The sequence below is a fragment of the Klebsiella grimontii genome, from assembly GCF_042137965.1.
Taxonomy (GTDB): Bacteria; Pseudomonadota; Gammaproteobacteria; order Enterobacterales; family Enterobacteriaceae; genus Klebsiella; species Klebsiella grimontii.
Genome location: NZ_CP169721.1, coordinates 3,633,305 through 3,650,744, shown reverse-complemented (window position 1 = coordinate 3,650,744; position 17,440 = coordinate 3,633,305). Strand labels below are relative to the sequence as shown.

Genomic DNA, 17,440 nt, shown 5'->3' with positions numbered 1-17,440 from the left:
CCTGGCCCCCTGGAGCGGCGATGAGGGGAGTCATCGCGCTACTGCTGGCGTCCTGCTGCAGTTCGCCGCTGCTGGCGCGCGATGTCGTGCAGGTTTCGCGCTGCGTTCCCGGCTCCCTGCTTCATGAGCATCGTCTGGAAAAAACGCACGTGGTCGATGACTTTCATATTTACTACAGCCTGCAGGGCAAAGATGCCCTGCGATATCCGCAGGACAGTACCGGCGATGGCGTGCCGGACGTTATAAAAGATATTGGTCGTCAGCTACAGGCGGCGCAATATCTCTACACGTCGCGGCTGGGCCTGCGCTCGCCTCTGCGGCAGAAGATTTATGCCCAGGCCCGACAGATTAACCTCTATCTGCTGGCGCTTCCTAAAGGTCATGGCCTTGCCTTCGATCGCGTGGCGGCGGAAACGATGAGCGACGGAACGGCGCTGCCCTGCGGCTTAAAAATCGTGCTTAACGCCGGGCTGCAGCCCGCGCGCAACGTTACGCCAGCCCATGAATTATTCCATTTATACCAGTACGGTTACGCGGTTTTTAAACAGAGATGGTACCTGGAGGGAATGGCGCGTTGGATGGAAAATGCCTTCAGAGCCCCGGAGAAAAGAGTTTCGCCGCTGGCTGAGCCTTCCGGGTGTGAAAGTAATTTCTCGCGCGGCTATGGGGCGGCGAACTTCTGGGCCAGCTATGCGCAGCAGTATTTTGCGCCAACAATACTGCCTGAAAAAGCGCTAACGTACCGTTACGCTGACGGGAGTCCGGTGTTTAAAACTCTGGTTTTGCCCGGCGGTACGATGCTGGCGCCTTTTTTTCAGCAGCTTGCGCTTACCAGCGAGGGGATTTCCCGCGCAATGAAGCGGGCAAACGACCGCTGGAGTGAACAACAGCAGCGTGACGGACAATTCAATAGTCTGATTTGCCAGGCGCTGTCAAATGCCGCGCAGAGATAAAGGGCAATAAAAAACCCGCAACGCGGGTTTTTGAGATCAGTTACGCAATCTGGGAGCCTGCAGCTGCTGGCGAATGGTTCGCGCCAGTTCGTCCAGCGACGGTTGCTCCGGATGCTCATCGCTGGCTTCGCTGCTCAGCTGCGCTTCTGCAAGATAAGTGTGAATCGGCTGACCATCATCGTCCTCCATCACCACGTGGTACCAGGGCGCAAGACGCAGTTCGTCGTTAGCGGCGATTTCGTCCTCCTCCGGCTCCGTGAGCGAGTACTCTGGATCGACATCGACGATCACGCCCAGGTAGCCCAGAAGCGTGTGGCGAACTTGTTGGCCGATACCGAATTTGCTGGCTATCATAAGCACCTCCCGGGAGACATGATTACCTGCTATATGCGGGCCGATTCTCCATTTTTCAAGTTACATGATGCGGCAAGCAAACCCTTTCAGATACAGCCCCTCCGGGTAGGTTGCTATCACCGGATGATCGGCAGCCTGGCGGAACTGTTCTATAAATTGTACATCACGTCCGGCATCCAGGGCGGCATCGGCAACGATTTTCTGAAATAAATCGGTGGTCATCAGGCCGGAACAGGAGAAGGTCAGCAGGATGCCGCCGGGATTCAATAGCTGAATCGCCAGCATGTTGATGTCCTTATAGCCGCGGCAGGCGCCCATCAGCTGGCTTTTATTTTCCACAAACTTCGGCGGATCCATCACGATAACATCGAACTTTTCCCCGGCGTCACGATATTTACGCAGCAGCTTGAAGACGTCGTCGCGGATGAACTCCGCTTTTGACAGGTCCAGCTTGTTCAGCTCAACGTTCTGTCTGGCGACGTCCAGCGCCTCCTGGGAGGTATCAACGCTGACAACCTGGCGGCAGCCGCCCATTAGCGCGGAGATGGCAAAACCGCCGGTATAGGAGAAGCAGTTCAGCACGCGCTTATCGGCGACGTAGCGACGCGTCGCCAGACGGCTGTCGCGCTGGTCAAGGTAATAGCCGGTTTTATGGCCGCCCTGAATGTCTACCAGCAGCTGCATACCGTGCTCGGTAATCGGCAGCAGGGCAGGCGGCAGCTCGCCGACAACCGGACCCTGCGCCAGCTCCAGCCCCTCTTTTTTACGTACCGCGACGTCGCTACGATCGTAGATAGCGCAGTTCGGGAACAGCGTTTGCAGCGCGCTGACAATCGCCGCGCGCTGGTATTCGGCACCGGCGCTCAGCAGCTGCAGAACAAAAAAGTCGCCAAAACGGTCGATGGTCACGCCCGGCAGGCCGTCGGATTCACCGGCTATCAGGCGATAGCTATCAAGCCCGTCGCGGGCTGCCAGCCACTCGCGCCAGGTTTGCGCCTGCTGAAGACGACGCTCGAAAAAGGCGTTATCAATGGCTTCATCGCGATCGAAGCTCCAGACGCGGGCGCGGATCTGCGAAGACGGTGAATAGGCGCCGCGGGCCAGCCATTTTCCCTGCGAATCAACGATATCGATGGTCTCACCTGAACGGGCTTTACCTTCCATTCGGGCGACGGCGCCGGAGAAAATCCACGGATGGCGACGCAGCAGGGATTTCTCGCGTCCTTTGGTTAACACTAAGCGGGGGAAAATGGAGTCTGTCATGGGCTACCTTTAAGCAACGGGAATGTCGGCACCGAAAAAATGGCGCGTAGGTTAGCACAAGTGGCTGCGGCAAGCACCATTCCACCGGTATCGACAGGTGAGCGTTTCGGCACAAAACGCAGGCGCTTTGGCACAATAAAAATCACGCCGCGATCTTACAGTATTTCCTCACCTGACGGAGGAAAATACGATGAAAACAGGATTGAAAGTCGCTGCCGCGATAATGGTCATGATAAGTGGAACGGCGATTGCCGCGCCGTTTAGCGTCAGCAGCGCGGATATGCGCGAAGGAGACGCTCTGGCGCAGAGGCATTGGTTTGGCGGCTTTGGCTGCACCGGCGGCAATATCTCACCGCAGATCGCCTGGCAAAATGCCCCGGCGGGTACCCGCAGTTTCGCGGTGACCGCTTACGATCCTGATGCGCCAACCGGGAGCGGCTGGTGGCACTGGACGGTGGTGAATATTGCCCAACAGGCGACAAGCTTAGCCGCTGGCGCCGGAGACAAAAATAACGCTAAACTGCCCGCCGGGGCGGTACAGGGGCGCAATGACTTTGGCTATGCCGGCTTTGGCGGCGCGTGTCCGCCCGCCGGCGATAAACCGCATCGCTACCGCTTTACGGTATGGGCGCTGGATATCCCGACGCTGCCCATTGACGGCGAGTCCAGCGGGGCGTTAGTCGGATTTATGTTACATAGCCACGCCATCGCCAGCGCGCAGATAACGGCGATGGCCGGAAGATAAAATAAGGGCAGCCTGATGCGGAACATTAATTTTCACCATAACGCGTTAACGGCGGCGGAAATTACCACCCGACGATTATGCAAACTGCACCGCGTCACGCTGTTCGCGCCTGCGATCTGCCGGGTAAACCGCGGCAGCAAAGTGATTGTGCAGGGCGCCAGCGAGATGCTGGCAACGCCGCAGCAGCTGATCATTTTGCCCGCCGAGGTTGAGCTCGAGGTGATTAATCAGCCGGAAAACGGGCTGTTTTGCTCCGATCTGCTCTCATTAACCCCGGAGCTGCTGGCGGATTTTAAGAATCGCTATATGAGCGAACCACAGGCTGGCCGTCTGACGTCGCTTTGCGCGCCGCTGGGGGCGGAACTGTCGTTTATGTGGCAAAGCGTCCTGCAGGCGGTACGGGAGGGGCTCAGCGGCGAACTGCAGCATCATCAGGCGATGGGGCTGCTGCTGGCGCTGTATCAGGCCGGATACGCCGGGCCGCTGCTCAACGAACGGCGCGAGGATCTAACCGGCCAGGTCAGGCAAATTATTATGCTGTCGCCTGGCGATGCGTGGAGCGTAGCGAAAGTGGCTAAAATGCTGTTTCTGGGAGAGTCGACGCTGCGCCGCCGTTTGCAGCAGGAGTCCCGCAGTTTCCGCCAGATCGTGGAAGAGGTCCGTATGGCCTACGCGCTGGGACAATTACAGTCGACGTCGCGGCCCATTGGCGAAATTGCGCAAAACAGCGGCTACCAGTGCGGATCGCGCTTTACCGCCCGTTTTCGCCAGCACTACGGCGTACTGCCAAAGCATGTACGCTGAAAGAATTTGCTATCCTCTGTAGTGAGTCATTGTCCGGAAAGGAGAGAGAATATGGCAACGGTTTGCACGATGGCGTGGGTCTACGGTTCCGTTCAGGGCGTCGGGTTTCGCTATTCGACCCAGCGCGAGGCGCTGCAGCTTGGATTAACCGGATACGCGCGCAACCTCGACGACGGCGGCGTGGAAGTGCTGGCCTGCGGAGAGGCTGAACAGGTGGAGAAGCTCATCGCCTGGCTGAAAGCCGGCGGGCCGCGCAGCGCGCGAGTTGACAGGGTTCTGACCGAGCCCCATCAGCCCACCAGAGAGTGGCAGAAATTCGCCATTTTGTATTAGATGCACTTTACCGGCTTGGGCAGACCGGCGATTTTCGTCGCCTGCTTAGCCGGGCCTTTCGGAAACAGGCGGTAGAGATAGCGGCTGTTGCCTTTCTCTTCGCCGAACTTGTTCGCCATCGCCTTCACCAGCATACGAATCGCCGGTGAGGTGTTGAATTCCAGATAAAAGTCGCGCACAAAGCGCACCACTTCCCAGTGCTCAACGGAAAGGCTGATGCCCTCCTGCTCGGCGATAACGGCCGCCATCGCTTCGTTCCACTGGGTTGTGTCCTTCAGATAGCCTTCGCTATCGGTTTCTATTTCATTACCGTCAAAGATAAACATGATTCTTCACATACCGCTGAAAATGGCGGCAGTGTAGCAAAAAATAAGGCCCCGCATAAGCGGGGCCTCAGAACGACCGGGGGAGAGAATTAGTCTCTGCTGGCGAACCCAAGGATGCTCAGCAGGCTGACGAAGATGTTATACAGCGAGACGTACAGGCTAACGGTCGCGCGGATGTAGTTGGTTTCACCGCCGCGGATGATATTGCTGGTCTCAAACAGAATCGCGCCTGAAGAGATCAGGATAAACACCGCGCTGATAGCCAGATGCAGGGCCGGCAGCTGCAGGAAAATGTTGGCGACCATACCGATTAGCACGACCACCACGCCCGCCATCAGCATGCCGCCGAGGAAGGACATATCTTTACGGGTGGTCAGCACGTAGGCCGAGCAGCAGAAGAACACCAGCGCGGTACCGCCCAGCGCCAGGCCGATTAAGTCTCCCATGCCCGCAGACAGGTAGGCGTTAAGCATTGGCCCCAGGATGTAGCCCAGAAAACCGGTAAAGGCGAACGCGGAAATGATACCCGTTGGCTTATTCGCCGTTTTATAGGTCAGGAACATCAGGCCGTACATACCGACCAGCGTCAGAATCAGACCCGGAGAAGGCAGCATCAACACGGTGCTGGCCGTCGCCGTAATGGCCGAAAATGCCAGCGTCAGGCTAAGCAGGAAATAGGTGTTCCGCAGAACTTTGTGCGTGCTAAGCAGCGATGAACGGTCACGCGACGATGTAATGATACGATCCATGAGTCACTCTCTTATGACAGATGTAATTAATAACGAAGCATAAAAAAATCAAGGCCGAAGCCATAGTGCTTTTACCCATCTTTACTCAAGGCATGCGGGCTGAATGCAGCATTTTATTCCAGAAAAATGAAAATGCGCGGTATGTTTATTTGTTCGCCTTCTGAAGCCAGATCGAAATCTGATAACTAACTGAAAAATATTGCGTTAATGCCATTCTGCGACTAACTCTGGAGAGGGTACAAACGAAGCGTAACAAAGGCAAGGGATATGAAATCACAAAAATATAATCACATCACACGCGTACTACTGGCCGTCGGCCTTTTCTCCATGGCTATTCCGGCGCTGGCCGCTCAGGTGCCGCCGGGAACGGTGCTGGCGGAGAAGCAGGAGCTGGTCAGAAATAACGGCAGCGAGCCGTCGTCGTTGGATCCGCATAAAGTGGAAAGCGACGTTGAAAACAACATTATCAGCGATCTTTTCGAAGGGCTGGTCAGCGTTTCGCCAGCAGGAGAAATTCAGCCCAGGCTGGCGGAGAAGTGGGAGAATAAAGACAACACCGTCTGGACGTTCCATCTGCGCCCCGGAGTGACCTGGTCCGACGGTACGGCGATTACGGCGCAGGATATCGTCTGGAGCTGGCAGCGTCTGGTGTCGCCGCTTACGGCGTCCCCTTACGCGAGCTATCCCGGCAATATGCATATCGTCAACGGCGCGGAGATAGCGCAGGGTCAAAAAGCGCCCGAGACGCTGGGCGTCAAGGCGCTGGATGATACCACCCTTGAGGTGACCTTAACTCAGCCGAATGCGGCGTTTTTGGCGATGCTGGCGCACCCGTCTCTGGTTCCGCTCGATAAAGTGCTGATATCGCGCTACGGCGACAAGTGGACCAAACCGGAGCATATGGTGACCAGCGGGCCCTATAAGCTGTCGCAGTGGGTGGTGAATGAGCGCATTGTGGCCGAGCGCAATCCGCGCTACTGGGATAACGCGCATACGGTCATCAATAAGGTGACCTACCTGCCGATAAGTTCTGAAACTGCCGACGTCAACCGCTATAAGGCGGGGGAGATCGACATCGTCTATACGGTGCCGATTAATCAGTTTGCCCAGCTCAAAAAAACCATGGGCGATCAGCTGGATGTTTCGCCGCAGCTGGCCACCTACTATTACGAATTCAACACCACCCGGCCGCCGTTTAACGACCCCCGCGTGCGACGGGCGCTCAATATGGCCCTCGATAAAGACATTATCGCGGAGAAGGTGATGGGGCAGGGGCAGCGTCCGGCCTGGCTTATCAGCCAGCCTGACATCGGCGGGGTGAAGCTGCACAATCCCGAGTACGCCAGCTGGCCGCGCGATAAGCGTATCGCCGAAGCGAAAAAGCTGCTGAGCGAGGCCGGGTATAACGAGTCCCACCCGCTGGTCTTTAATTTGCTCTATAACACGTCGGAATCGCACCAGCGAATTGCCATCGCCGCCAGCTCGATGTGGAAAAAGAATCTTGGCGTGGAGGCGAAGCTGCAAAACCAGGAGTGGAAAACGATGCTCGACGCCATGCATACGCATAATTTTGACGCCGTGCGCTACGCGTGGATCGCTGACTATGACGATGCGGCGACGTTTCTCAACAACTTCCGCACCGGCGACAGTGAAAATACCAGCCAGTACAGCAACCCGGTCTACGATGAGGCGCTGCGCAATGCGGCAAAAGCTTCTGACACGACGGCACGGGGCAAGTTCTACCAGCAGGCGGAGGATCTGTTAGGTCAGGATGTCCCGGCCATTCCGGTCTATCACTACGTGCGCACCCATCTGGTCAAGCCATGGGTAGGCGGATTTACGCCGGATAAGCTGGGGTATTACTACAGCAAAGATATGTACATCAAAAAACATTAACCTGCAGAGGGCATTTTGCGCTGAAAATCTGCGCAAACTGCCTGAATTTCAGTCGAATAACGCGTTTTTGTTTAATTTTAAGGCAGTTGAATAAATTGGTGCTTTACAGCCGGAACAGAGGTGTTTATAGTGCGCCTCATTGGAAGCGTGGCCGAGCGGTTGAAGGCACCGGTCTTGAAAACCGGCGACCCGAAAGGGTTCTAGAGTTCGAATCTCTACGCTTCCGCCAAATTCTAAATAAAATCAATAGCTTGAAGAATGGTTTTGATTTTATAGTGCATAAAGTAGTACAAAAAAGCCCGTTTATACGGGCTTTTTTTACATCTAAAGTCCGTCCTTTGCTCAATAAATATCCTTTCAAATACTCATCGTTCAGGTGAGGGCTAATGCATTTCGAAGTGGGCTCTGTAAAGACGTCAGTGAATAATCCTCCCGGCGTTGAGTCATTTAACACGCTCCGAGCAGATAAACAGGGGAGTATATAAATATACATTACTGCCAATAGAGTGTTACGTTACCCATAATATAGACAAATATTGAGAAAAGGATAGGTTCCATGCAAATAATTTACCCAAGTGATTACTTTAATCTGAATAGAGTTGATGAAAATTATGAGGATGAATTCAACTGTGCAAGTGATAACGGAGTAAAATGTGTTTTGCTATCATCACAGCATTTATTAGATAGCAAAATTAAACTTTCAGGAAACCTTGAGGCGCATGCGCCAGTTATTTGGCGAGGCTGGATGCTTAAACAGAAAGAATATAAAACATTATACAATACTGTTAAAAGCCATAGTGCGGAAATGTTAGTTTCTCCTGATGATTACGCTTCTTGCCACTATATTACGGGCTGGTACGGAACATGTAGTGATTATACACCTGAAACTATTTTACTTACTGAGAATGATGATTTCGAAAAAATTACATCCCGATTAAAATGGCCTTCATATTTTGTTAAAGACTATGTTAAATCACTTACGACATCGCGTGGTTCGATAGCGAAAAATGCCGAGGAAATACAGGGGATTTTAGCCCATATTAAACAATATCGCGGAGAAATAGAGGGTGGTGTCGTGCTTAGAAAGGTTGAGGACCTAAAACCCGAAACAGAACGTAGATATTTTTCATTCTATGGAAATGTCTACTCTGCTGATGATGTTATCCCTGCTATTGTTCATGAAATAGCGAAGCATATAAGCTCCCCTTTTTTCTCAATAGATATGGTTGAGACAGCTTCATCCAATCTTCGTTTGATCGAAATCGGCGATGGGCAAGTTTCAGATATTAAAGAATGGGACGTCCAAAAATTCGTTAAGATGATTGTAAAGGCCAGCGTGTCTGGATGAGTATGTTTTAATATCAGCCTGGTTTTAAGTCTTCAGGATATGAGGCTCAAGGTATGAATAAAGTTAACAATATATATACTTGTTTTTTTAAATTGCTTGGTAAAAAAATTATCAAGTATGAAACGGCCGAGATTTATTTTGATGACTGGGAACCCTGGAATGATTTACCCATAAGAATCTACTTTGATGGTGGTGAGGTAATCTCTATTGCCTGGTCTAAATTTGATGAACTATGGTTAAGTAATGATCTAACACTTCCGTTTTCGATTGAGTATAATCAAGTTCGCTGGGTGACAAATAGTCCAAAAGAAATCAGTGGATGTCTAAATAATAGGATATCATCGGTAAAACTTGGTGTGGATTATTTGGTTATTGAAAATAATAAAATAGAAGTATTTACACATTTGTTGGTTTATACAACTAACGGAATTTTGGATGTGTTTAATAATCTGGATGAAAATGGTTATTCTTTGACCTCAGGTTTTGATGACAAAACAATGGATATTGTATAGAGTGCTTATGTCATAACTTGAATGTTGTTATTAAAGTTGCTGGATTTAATATGTTCATGCTTAAAAAGGAATGTTTGATTATACTGCGCAGTATTATGGTTTTTAATCCTTTAAAAGTATCAATGTAAGGCGTTATTATAAATAATGTACTATGACAAGGTCATGATCTTATATTTAAAGTAATTAATATCATTTCACTAGCAATGCCCCCGTTTCAAGTAAGAGGCATTGCTGTAAGTCGATACCTATGGTAAAGATACTTCGTTATTAGTGCCCATCAGTATGCTACTTTGTGATGATAAAAATTCCCCTTTATTTTCATCTCTTCCTTGTAATAATATTTTTGCATCATCTTTATTATAGTCACGAACGGCTTTAGCTGATAACTCACCGATAATAGTGTCAGATGCGCGTAGCCGATTAATAATAAGAACACACTTTGTGTCATTAAAGTCGGACATCATGTTTTGATCTCCTTCGCTATCGCCAGCAACTAATATTGGCCCGGTATTTTTGTAATGTTGTTGTATAAATTTTTTTATGGTTTCGGTTTTACCTTTACCTTGCGTCTGGGGATAGTATGGATCGAGGCTGTGAGTCAATCTACCTTCTTTATCATATAAGGGATGCATTGCATAGACATGAGACTCAGGAACAGAAAAACCATATTTTTCTGTAGTAACGATGCTTTTTATCACATCTAAAGCAGAAGCGGAAATGACATAAACATCAACTCCTGCCTGCTGTAGGTTTTTATATAATGTCTGCATTTCTGGAACCAGCCTAAATCCATTTTTCCATGTTACTGATACGATACCAGCTCGGCCAGCCATATCTGCTGGGCTTACCCATGTCACCTTTTCGATAGGCTGGTTATTTTGCCACTCAATAGTATCGTGCACTAAATCAGCTACTTCTTTTTTGGACATGCCAGAAAAAAGATACGTCACCCATGGATAAGATACCTCATGGTCGAATGACCCACCTATTGCATCATATAAATATCTCATTTTCACTATAAAATTCATATAATTAGAATCTTTCTTAATTTCATCAAGCGTTTTATTACCCGCAAATCCGCTATAATTATTGTATAGCCATGTGTAGCTATCAATAATGTCTTGACCAATGAGGTTTATATTAACCGGTTGATGATTTTTATTATTATAATCCGAGTTAAAGTCTGAAGGCGGTATATCTTTATAAATTATCTCTTTCAATTTCTCAGGTTTCATCGAAAATTTAAGGTTTTCTAGTTGATATATAAGCGTTGCCTCTTCGATATCCAGAAAAGCTGTTGTGTTGTCAAAATCAAAAACAGCATATAAAGAATGCGCTGGCTTCTGCTTTGCTTCTTGAATGAGTCTGTCAATTTTTCTTGAGTTGAACTCGTCCCAATTGCCGATAACTATTTGCTTTTGTTGGGGAATTGCAGTTTCTAAATTTTGTGACACTTGATTTGTGTTACTGGCACTGGCCGTTGTTCCATATACTCCAAAAAATACGGATAGTAGTGCATATATTATTGTCATTTTCATGATTAATTCCTTTTTTAGGGTGCATTACCATCTGTAGCAAAAAGTAAAAGCCAGCTATATCAAAAATTGGCACCCTGATCATGAATGTGATGGTTATCATATTTTATGAATATATGAAAATGGTGAGGGAGTAAGCCAGAATTATCTACAGAGAAATGTTTAGTATGACAAGGTAGCAGGTCAAAAACAGTTCGAACTATCTCCGAATGTTATTTTAATGTCACTTATCTATCTACGGCTAGTCCTGATGGTTCTTTTGCTTTCTTCGGCATCGTGCAATCCTGTCATACAAACCCCGAGCTATTTAATCGCTCGGGGTTTTTTCTTATGTGCCGCTATTCAGTATGCCATTCGGTTGAGTAACCCGCTCTGGCCGTTTGAAGCTGACAGGTGCGGTTCCCTTCGCAAAGTCCCCCCTCATGCGCTGTTGAGGGGGCGCGGACTCAGAAGATATTGATGCTGTAGCCGACGATAAACTTCACGTCGTTACGATCGGTTTTATAGTTGCTGTCTGTCGCCCGGAAGAGCGCCGGGAGCAGGGTAAAGGAGAGGCCTTTCGCCATGCCGTCCGCCACCAGATAGCGAGCGGAAAGATCGAACGACACCATGCTCCCGTCGTACTTTCTCGCCGAACCGGTTTTACTGACATCGCTAACCACGTGCCAGCCGTAGGTTCCGGCACCGCCCAGGGTTAACTCCGGTAGATTCAGATCGGCAAAGTTATAACTCACGCCAAAACGAACCGCGCGGGCGCCGGAAACGTTAAAGTCTTCCAGCTGCGACAGCGTCGGCTGATAATCACGCTTATCGGAGTTCGCCCACGGGGTTAAGCGGAAGTTGTAATCTCCGGTGTTCGGGGCGTAGTTCTGGCTATAACCAAGGGACCACACGGTGTTGTCGTGGCTCAGGTTAAAACCAACCCCCACATAATATTCCGTTGCAGGATCTTTTATTTTCGACAGATCTTCAATGTAGCGCGCGCCCTGGTAGAAGAGCTTACTCTGCAGGGAGACATCCTTTGTCAACGTATCGTGACGCTCTACCTGTGCCTGCCAGTTGCGACGGTAGCCTTTACCTTCGCCATAGCCCACGTCAAGCACGGTACTGCCAAAGTTATAGACTGCGCCCACCGTGTGAATGTAATCGATGATTGCACCGGCTTTAATGGTTTTGCCGTTGTCATCGAGTCCGGCGGCGTTGTTCTGGTGCCAGGCCGTGGTCATCGGTTTAAAATCACGGCTCCAGTCGTTCTTGAAGCGGTCGGCCCAGGCGTAGGTCAGCCTCAGTTTGTCGAGGGTCAGGGCACTGTCAAACCCGCGAAAAGCGTGAGGGTTGAGGCCCCAACTGCTTTTTACGGTACCGGAGTTAATGGGGGTATAGCCCGCGGCCAGCTTGAAATTGGTGCCTGCATCGCCAAGGTTGAGCTTGAGTGCGGCAACCGACACGCTCATGTAGGACCTCTCGCACGGGCTGAACTTGCCCGGCTCGCCGCAATCGTAGTCGTAGTAAAGGATCTCCGACTGACCGACGGTATGCCCGAGTTTAATGTTGGCGTTGCCCCAGAAATCAAAGCCAATAACGTCCTGGTAATAGCCTGAAATATAGCTAATCGCCACGTTACCGGTCTGGTTCTGGATCCCGGCAGGACCCAGTCCGTATTTACCGGTCGTGGAGTCTTTTACAGCACGATGACGAATATATAGTGAGGTATTGAGATTTAATTTGCCTTCATCATAAAACGCTTTCTCAAACTGAGAAGGCGCTTCATAATCCGTTTCTTCTTCCGCAAAGGCATCTGCGGCAATAAAAAGAAACAGCGGTGTACACAGAGAAACTCTGAGTCTATGAGTTGTCATTATTATATACCTTATAAAACCATGTATTATAGGGCGAGGGATGTACTGTTTATTTAAAACTCGTGTTATTTATGAGCTCCGGGATTTGCGCACCGTATTTTTCGAGAAGATATTCATTATGTTTTGCGGAATTCGCAATGTTACCGCTCAAAAATACCGGCAGAGATTTATTTTCACTCCCCAGGTTCGCTATGATTTCCGCGAACAGGGTATGCATAATAAACAGTCCGGTCATTGAGGAAACCGGCGCGAACGGCGTTGCATGCTCTGTAAGGGAAAGCACCGCATCACCGATTGGCACCTGGTTATCAATGGCGACATCCACGCAGTCCCGCAGCTTAAGGCCAGCCTTGTGCTTCGACGGCTGGGTCTCGGCATACAGAAAGCTGGTCAGCGCCAGGGTAAATGCCCCGTGCTGTTTTGCCCAGAGTGCTGCATCGACCGGAGCGGGGTTAATCCCGGAAGTTGAGATAACAATCAGCGCATCTTTACTGGTGATCGAGAATCTCTCCAGATGCTCAGCAATATAGTCATTCTGTTTTTCATAATATGATGAAGCCGCCGCCCCCTGATGTAACATTAAAGGTTCGATAAATATTGGCCGAACCGGGGCGATACCTCCGGCACGATAAAATACATCTTCAGCGAAAATATGTGAGTGGCCGCAGCCGAAAATATAAATTACACCTCCCTGGTTAATGATTTTTGCCAGTTCCACGGCGGTGGAAGTGATTTTATGGCTTTGCTGTTGAGTAATGTCGTTAAGTTTTTTCTGGACGATATCTAAATAGCTCTGAATCATTGTCATAACCAGTATCCTGACCATTGTGGTTGGTAGACTCGGTATAACGCTTCCATATAGAAGTAATCTCCCCAGAGATTACATTCATCGATGCCTTTACCGAGGGCATAGGCGTAAACACCGTGTTTAAGTAAGCCTTCGCAGACATCATCCTCGCGGGCAGACGCGCCGCGCATTAATGCCAGCAGACATTGACGCGCCAGTGTCTGGTAACCGGCATCCGGAAAGTGCTTATGCGCTTCCAGCAGGCCGCAGACCGCAATCGCCAGCGCGGAGCTGTCTTTCGGGGCGTCGGGATCTGCAGCCAGCAGCAGATCCCAGGCGGGAACGCCGTCCTCCGGCAGGTAGCGGAAGAAATACTCGCAGGCCTGCTGCCACCGTTCGTAGTGGTCGGTTTCGCCGGTGGCCGACCAGTGAAGCGGGATGCCGAGAATGGCCCACGCCTGGCCGCGGGCCCAGCAGGAGTTATCGCTGTAGCCCTGAAAGGTTTTCCCGTGCGAAGGCGCACCGCTTGTCTGGTCAAAATAGAAGGTATGGAAAGTGGAGCCGTCTTCGCGAAAAATGTTGTTGATGACCGCCGCATAGTGGCGTTCAGCCACTTCCCGATAACGTGATTCACCGCTGATCTTTGCTGCCACGTGGAGCAGGGGAAGGTTAATCAATGAATCGATAATAAGCCGGTACTCCTGCGGGTCGTTAAGCATACCCCAGGCCTGGATAAAACCGGCGCTGTGGTGAAAACGGTTTACCAGCAGATCGGCCGCCGCCAGAATAAGCGGGGTTAGCGCTTCGCGCTCCGTCAGTTTCCAGTACGCGACTGCCGACAGGCTATAAAGGAAGCCGATATCGTGGTGATCGAGGACGTAGTGCGCCGCCAGGCGGGCTTTAAAACTCGCCACGTTGCGTTCAACGCCGTCCAGGTATGCGCGATCGCCGCTGAACTCCCAGGCCATTGCCTGCATCCCGGTCCAGAATCCGTTGGTCCAGTCGTTATTCTCTTTCAGAACGTAGCGATTATTGAGCGTGCAGGCTGAGGGGAATTTCTCGCCGTACAGACCCATGTTACGTGCGATCCGCCGCGCGCACGCCGTCAGCTCATCCCGACAGGCGTCGGGCGTGAGGGCAGGAAAGGGCAGCGGTGTGAGGCGATTCGACAGACTCTCTTTCATGATTTTTCCCTACAGCGTGAATACGCGCTCTTTGTACTGACTCATCAGCATGTCGTTGTATTCTTTACCGCCGGGCAGATTGATGCTGCGCATCACCGGCGGCGCGATACCTTGTTCCAGCAGCATCTCGATGCAGCGGATCACCACGTTATTGATGATGAAGGCCGCAGACAGCGAGGACACCGGACCGGTCATGATGTTGCCGTTATCCATACTTAGCGTGCAGTCACCGGACGGGCAGCCGTTATCGAGAATGACATCGGCATAGTCGCGGATGCTCTCGCTCGTTGGCGTCGACTCACCGGCGTAGCGGGTGATAACCACCAGCTTCAGCCCCCTCTCTTTGACCTTGCGTGCCAGCTCAACGTGCAGCGGTTTAGTGCCGGAGTTGGAGATAATCACAAAGCAGTCTGACTCGCGCAGATCGAGCAGCCCGGAGAAGATGTCGCCAATCCCTTTCAGCGAATCAAACCAGCCGGTTGGTCCATAGAACTGGTCAATGGCTTTGGTATTGACCAGGCCGCCTGCACGACCGGCCAGCTCAACCGCCGCGGCAAACGAGTGGCCGGAGCCAAAGCCGTGAATAATGCCGTTGGCTTTGACGCACTCGGCAAACAGCGCCGCCGCCTGCTCAACTTCAGCGCTCTGAGTAAGAAACACCTGATTCAGCGTTGCTAAAACATGCTGATAATACTGCTGCTGATGTGGTGACATCCCTTATCCCTTATCGGCTTTTAAAAACGTGGTGATACAGGCGTTCGGCTCTTCCGGCGTCATCTGCGCCGTCACCGCCACGCCTTTTTCCAGCAGCGCGTTGATGGCCGCGATCTCAGCATCGTTGACGCTGACCGAGCGTTTGATCTGGCGGCGATCGTCTTTGTTGGACATATTGCCGATATTGAGCTGGGGGAGGGCAATCCCGGCGTTCATCAGCTTCAGCGCCAGCTCCGGGGTCTTCAGCAGGATCAGTACGCGCTGACCGTCGTAGTTGCCGGCGAGGATATTGGCGCTGGCTTTCTCAAAAGAGAGAATAGAGGTGTTGCAGCCTTCCGGGGCTGCACTGCGCAGCAGCATTTTCTCTACATCGTTTGCAGCTACGGCGTCGTCAATCACCATAATACGGTTGGCGTTGAAGTGGCTTACCCAGCGGGTGGCCACCTGGCCGTGGATCAGCCGGTCATCGACACGAATATGCACAATACCTTTCATGATAAATTCCTTAAATCAATGTGTTACTTAACCGAGAATATTCAGGTTGTAGCCGATAATACCTAAAGCAATCAGGACAAAAATGACGCGAGTCGAGTTCATCTTTTTGAGCCCCAGCAGCCAGTAGGTGAACCCCACAACCAGCAGCGGAATAAGCCCGGGCATAATCTGGTCGGCAATGCTCTGCAGCTTGAGCGACACTTCGCCGTAGCTGAATTCGAAATTAAGATTCGCCTTCACCACCGAGGGGATAAGCGCCCCGATAACCGTCAGCCCGAGAATATTGGCTGCGCGGGTAATTTTGTTGAGGCTATTGGTCAAAGACCCCAGCAGGTTGACCCCTTCCTGATACCCCGTGCTGATGCTAAAGCGCATAAACAGCATGCGAACCAGGGCGAACAGTAGCCAGAGGACAAGCCCCACCGGGTTGCCCTGCAGCGCGAGGTACGAAGCGACAGAACCGATAATGGTGGTCGGAATAACAAAGAACAGCGTATCTCCGATGCCCGCCAGCGGTCCCATCAGACCGGTTTTGATTCCGGCAACCGCATCTTTGCCCGCAAGCCCGGTCTGCTCTTCCAGGGCGATGTTCACCCCGAGGATCCCCGGCGCCATGGTGTTGTTGGTGTTAAAGAACTGGCTGTGTACCTTCGCCGCATCCTTCAGCTCTTCGGGTTTTGCGTACTTTTTCTCAAGGAACGGATAGATGCTGTACAGATAGCCCAGACCCTGCATTTTTTCGTAGTTCCAGCCAGACTGACCGAACAGGAACCAGCGCCAGAACACGCGTTTTAGTACTTTATTCATCGCCCATTGCTCCATTTGCCGGGGATTCGGTAGTTTGCGTTACCTGTTTTTCTGAGTTGAAGACGTAAAGCGCAATTGCCAGGCCCAGCAGCGCGGCGCCCAGCACCGGCACTTTCAGATAGGCCGCCAGGAAAAAGCCCAGAATAAGAAACGAGATGTTCTTCTTAATCGGTAAATAGCGCAGCAGGATGGAGATACCCAGCGCAGGCAGTAGGCCACCGGCGACTTTAAGACCGTTCATGATGGACGCGGGGATCCAGGTCACGACGTCATTAACGAAGGTTGCCCCGAGGATCAGCGCCAACAGCACCGGCAGCATACGCGAGAGCGAAATAGGCACCTGGCCCAGCAGGTTCATCCTGGCCGCCGCCTTCACCTGACCCTCTTCAATCAGCCTGTCGGCCTTATGATGGATAAAGGTGTTGCTGAAGCGGGCGAGGATATCCAGCTGTACCATTAAGAGACCAATCGGCACCGCAATGGTTGCGCCAAACGCCGCGCCCTGGCCGCTGATAATCGCGAAAGTGGTACCCAGCACCGCACCGGTCATGTAATCCGGGATCGACGCGCCGCCGAAGTTGCCCACGCCCAGTACCAGCAGGTTCAGGGTGCCGCCGACGATAAGCCCGGTGGTCATATCGCCCATAATGAGACCGGCAAAGAAGCCCGCCATGCTCGGTTTCACTAACCCAAGCGTCGTGTTGTTGCCGTCGTATATCGCCAGCCCTGAATAAAGCGTCAGTAACGCTATCTGCCAGACCGCAATGTGCTCCATT

19 protein-coding genes and 1 tRNA gene are annotated in these 17,440 nt (G+C 51.4%); 8 read left to right on the top strand and 12 right to left on the bottom strand.

Going from position 1 to position 17,440, the window contains the following annotated elements; genetic code table 11:
* Positions 1-20 precede the first annotated feature (20 nt).
* Positions 21-953, top strand: coding sequence for a hypothetical protein (locus ACE3MN_RS17295; RefSeq protein ID WP_064411183.1), 933 nt, complete (start codon positions 21-23; stop codon positions 951-953).
* A 36-nt stretch (positions 954-989) separates the two neighbouring features.
* Here ACE3MN_RS17295 and hspQ read toward each other — a convergent pair whose 3' ends face one another.
* Both hspQ and rlmI read right to left on the bottom strand, forming a co-directional pair.
* Positions 990-1,307, bottom strand: a complete 318-nt coding sequence (gene hspQ / locus ACE3MN_RS17290; RefSeq protein ID WP_004871541.1) for a heat shock protein HspQ — start codon at positions 1,305-1,307, stop codon at positions 990-992.
* 60 nt (positions 1,308-1,367) lie between these two features.
* Positions 1,368-2,570 carry a 23S rRNA (cytosine(1962)-C(5))-methyltransferase RlmI gene (gene rlmI, locus ACE3MN_RS17285; RefSeq protein WP_004871539.1) on the bottom strand — a complete coding sequence of 401 codons (1,203 nt, stop codon included), beginning with the start codon at positions 2,568-2,570 and terminating at the stop codon, positions 1,368-1,370.
* Positions 2,571-2,760: 190 nt separating this feature from the next.
* Here rlmI and ACE3MN_RS17280 point away from each other — a divergent pair, with 190 nt between their 5' ends.
* The 3 genes from ACE3MN_RS17280 to yccX are packed head-to-tail and all read left to right on the top strand — an operon-like array spanning position 2,761 to position 4,452.
* Entirely contained in the window at positions 2,761-3,315 is a 555-nt protein-coding gene (locus ACE3MN_RS17280) for a YbhB/YbcL family Raf kinase inhibitor-like protein (RefSeq protein WP_004871536.1), read from the top strand.
* 15 nt (positions 3,316-3,330) lie between these two features.
* Positions 3,331-4,119: a helix-turn-helix transcriptional regulator gene (locus ACE3MN_RS17275; RefSeq protein WP_004871534.1), complete on the top strand. Its 789-nt coding sequence runs from the start codon at positions 3,331-3,333 to the stop codon at positions 4,117-4,119.
* A gap of 51 nt (positions 4,120-4,170) precedes the next feature.
* Positions 4,171-4,452 (top strand): acylphosphatase, encoded by a 282-nt coding sequence (gene yccX / locus ACE3MN_RS17270; RefSeq protein WP_004131057.1) that lies wholly within the window; start codon positions 4,171-4,173, stop codon positions 4,450-4,452.
* On the opposite strand, the gene tusE is transcribed toward yccX, so the two are convergent.
* Entirely contained in the window at positions 4,449-4,778 is a 330-nt protein-coding gene (gene tusE / locus ACE3MN_RS17265; RefSeq protein ID WP_004131058.1) for a sulfurtransferase TusE, read from the bottom strand. The genes yccX and tusE overlap by 4 nt on opposite strands.
* 89 nt (positions 4,779-4,867) lie before the next feature.
* A complete protein-coding gene (gene yccA / locus ACE3MN_RS17260) occupies positions 4,868-5,527 on the bottom strand; it encodes an FtsH protease modulator YccA (RefSeq protein WP_004100829.1) in 660 nt (219 codons plus the stop codon).
* A 267-nt stretch (positions 5,528-5,794) separates the two neighbouring features.
* Between yccA and ACE3MN_RS17255 the strand changes: the two genes are divergently transcribed.
* The 4 genes from ACE3MN_RS17255 (at position 5,795) to ACE3MN_RS17240 (ending at position 9,283) form a co-directional block, all read left to right on the top strand.
* Positions 5,795-7,423 (top strand): ABC transporter substrate-binding protein, encoded by a 1,629-nt coding sequence (locus ACE3MN_RS17255; protein WP_049086018.1) that lies wholly within the window; start codon positions 5,795-5,797, stop codon positions 7,421-7,423.
* Positions 7,424-7,564: 141 nt separating this feature from the next.
* A tRNA-Ser gene (locus ACE3MN_RS17250) sits at positions 7,565-7,652 on the top strand.
* 327 nt (positions 7,653-7,979) lie between these two features.
* A complete protein-coding gene (locus ACE3MN_RS17245; protein WP_024359668.1) occupies positions 7,980-8,771 on the top strand; it encodes an ATP-grasp domain-containing protein in 792 nt (263 codons plus the stop codon).
* 53 nt (positions 8,772-8,824) lie between these two features.
* Complete coding sequence (locus ACE3MN_RS17240) at positions 8,825-9,283, top strand: hypothetical protein (RefSeq protein WP_049086019.1); 459 nt, start codon at positions 8,825-8,827, stop codon at positions 9,281-9,283.
* 245 nt (positions 9,284-9,528) lie between these two features.
* Here ACE3MN_RS17240 and ACE3MN_RS17235 read toward each other — a convergent pair whose 3' ends face one another.
* From ACE3MN_RS17235 to ACE3MN_RS17200, 8 genes are all read right to left on the bottom strand, one after another.
* Positions 9,529-10,821 carry a haloacid dehalogenase-like hydrolase gene (locus ACE3MN_RS17235; RefSeq protein WP_024359666.1) on the bottom strand — a complete coding sequence of 431 codons (1,293 nt, stop codon included), beginning with the start codon at positions 10,819-10,821 and terminating at the stop codon, positions 9,529-9,531.
* 443 nt (positions 10,822-11,264) lie between these two features.
* Positions 11,265-12,677, bottom strand: a complete 1,413-nt coding sequence (locus tag ACE3MN_RS17230) for an OprD family outer membrane porin (protein ID WP_024359665.1) — start codon at positions 12,675-12,677, stop codon at positions 11,265-11,267.
* 49 nt (positions 12,678-12,726) lie between these two features.
* Complete coding sequence (locus ACE3MN_RS17225; protein ID WP_024359664.1) at positions 12,727-13,479, bottom strand: SIS domain-containing protein; 753 nt, start codon at positions 13,477-13,479, stop codon at positions 12,727-12,729.
* Between the two features lie 2 nt (positions 13,480-13,481).
* Positions 13,482-14,648, bottom strand: coding sequence for a glycoside hydrolase family 88 protein (locus ACE3MN_RS17220; protein WP_024359663.1), 1,167 nt, complete (start codon positions 14,646-14,648; stop codon positions 13,482-13,484).
* 9 nt (positions 14,649-14,657) lie between these two features.
* Positions 14,658-15,362 carry a sugar isomerase domain-containing protein gene (locus tag ACE3MN_RS17215; RefSeq protein ID WP_024359662.1) on the bottom strand — a complete coding sequence of 235 codons (705 nt, stop codon included), beginning with the start codon at positions 15,360-15,362 and terminating at the stop codon, positions 14,658-14,660.
* A 3-nt stretch (positions 15,363-15,365) separates the two neighbouring features.
* The gene (locus ACE3MN_RS17210; protein WP_014837995.1) at positions 15,366-15,857 is read right to left on the bottom strand and encodes a PTS sugar transporter subunit IIB; all 492 of its coding nucleotides are present in this window, start codon (positions 15,855-15,857) and stop codon (positions 15,366-15,368) included.
* Between the two features lie 27 nt (positions 15,858-15,884).
* A complete protein-coding gene (locus tag ACE3MN_RS17205) occupies positions 15,885-16,664 on the bottom strand; it encodes a PTS system mannose/fructose/sorbose family transporter subunit IID (protein ID WP_024359661.1) in 780 nt (259 codons plus the stop codon).
* Complete coding sequence (locus ACE3MN_RS17200) at positions 16,657-17,439, bottom strand: PTS mannose/fructose/sorbose/N-acetylgalactosamine transporter subunit IIC (protein WP_014228687.1); 783 nt, start codon at positions 17,437-17,439, stop codon at positions 16,657-16,659. Before ACE3MN_RS17200 ends, ACE3MN_RS17205 begins: the two co-directional genes overlap by 8 nt.
* Position 17,440: the final 1 nt, after the last annotated feature.

Bases quoted from the DNA above. Each gene is read 5' to 3' on its own strand.
- ACE3MN_RS17295 (WP_064411183.1), top strand. From the start codon at position 21: ATGAGGGGAGTCATCGCGCTACTGCTGGCGTCCTGCTGCAGTTCGCCG.
- hspQ (WP_004871541.1), bottom strand. From the start codon at position 1,307: ATGATAGCCAGCAAATTCGGTATCGGCCAACAAGTTCGCCACACGCTT.
- rlmI (WP_004871539.1), bottom strand. From the start codon at position 2,570: ATGACAGACTCCATTTTCCCCCGCTTAGTGTTAACCAAAGGACGCGAG.
- ACE3MN_RS17280 (WP_004871536.1), top strand. From the start codon at position 2,761: ATGAAAACAGGATTGAAAGTCGCTGCCGCGATAATGGTCATGATAAGT.
- ACE3MN_RS17275 (WP_004871534.1), top strand. From the start codon at position 3,331: ATGCGGAACATTAATTTTCACCATAACGCGTTAACGGCGGCGGAAATT.
- yccX (WP_004131057.1), top strand. From the start codon at position 4,171: ATGGCAACGGTTTGCACGATGGCGTGGGTCTACGGTTCCGTTCAGGGC.
- tusE (WP_004131058.1), bottom strand. From the start codon at position 4,778: ATGTTTATCTTTGACGGTAATGAAATAGAAACCGATAGCGAAGGCTAT.
- yccA (WP_004100829.1), bottom strand. From the start codon at position 5,527: ATGGATCGTATCATTACATCGTCGCGTGACCGTTCATCGCTGCTTAGC.
- ACE3MN_RS17255 (WP_049086018.1), top strand. From the start codon at position 5,795: ATGAAATCACAAAAATATAATCACATCACACGCGTACTACTGGCCGTC.
- ACE3MN_RS17245 (WP_024359668.1), top strand. From the start codon at position 7,980: ATGCAAATAATTTACCCAAGTGATTACTTTAATCTGAATAGAGTTGAT.
- ACE3MN_RS17240 (WP_049086019.1), top strand. From the start codon at position 8,825: ATGAATAAAGTTAACAATATATATACTTGTTTTTTTAAATTGCTTGGT.
- ACE3MN_RS17235 (WP_024359666.1), bottom strand. From the start codon at position 10,821: ATGAAAATGACAATAATATATGCACTACTATCCGTATTTTTTGGAGTA.
- ACE3MN_RS17230 (WP_024359665.1), bottom strand. From the start codon at position 12,677: ATGACAACTCATAGACTCAGAGTTTCTCTGTGTACACCGCTGTTTCTT.
- ACE3MN_RS17225 (WP_024359664.1), bottom strand. From the start codon at position 13,479: ATGATTCAGAGCTATTTAGATATCGTCCAGAAAAAACTTAACGACATT.
- ACE3MN_RS17220 (WP_024359663.1), bottom strand. From the start codon at position 14,648: ATGAAAGAGAGTCTGTCGAATCGCCTCACACCGCTGCCCTTTCCTGCC.
- ACE3MN_RS17215 (WP_024359662.1), bottom strand. From the start codon at position 15,362: ATGTCACCACATCAGCAGCAGTATTATCAGCATGTTTTAGCAACGCTG.
- ACE3MN_RS17210 (WP_014837995.1), bottom strand. From the start codon at position 15,857: ATGAAAGGTATTGTGCATATTCGTGTCGATGACCGGCTGATCCACGGC.
- ACE3MN_RS17205 (WP_024359661.1), bottom strand. From the start codon at position 16,664: ATGAATAAAGTACTAAAACGCGTGTTCTGGCGCTGGTTCCTGTTCGGT.
- ACE3MN_RS17200 (WP_014228687.1), bottom strand. From the start codon at position 17,439: ATGGAGCACATTGCGGTCTGGCAGATAGCGTTACTGACGCTTTATTCA.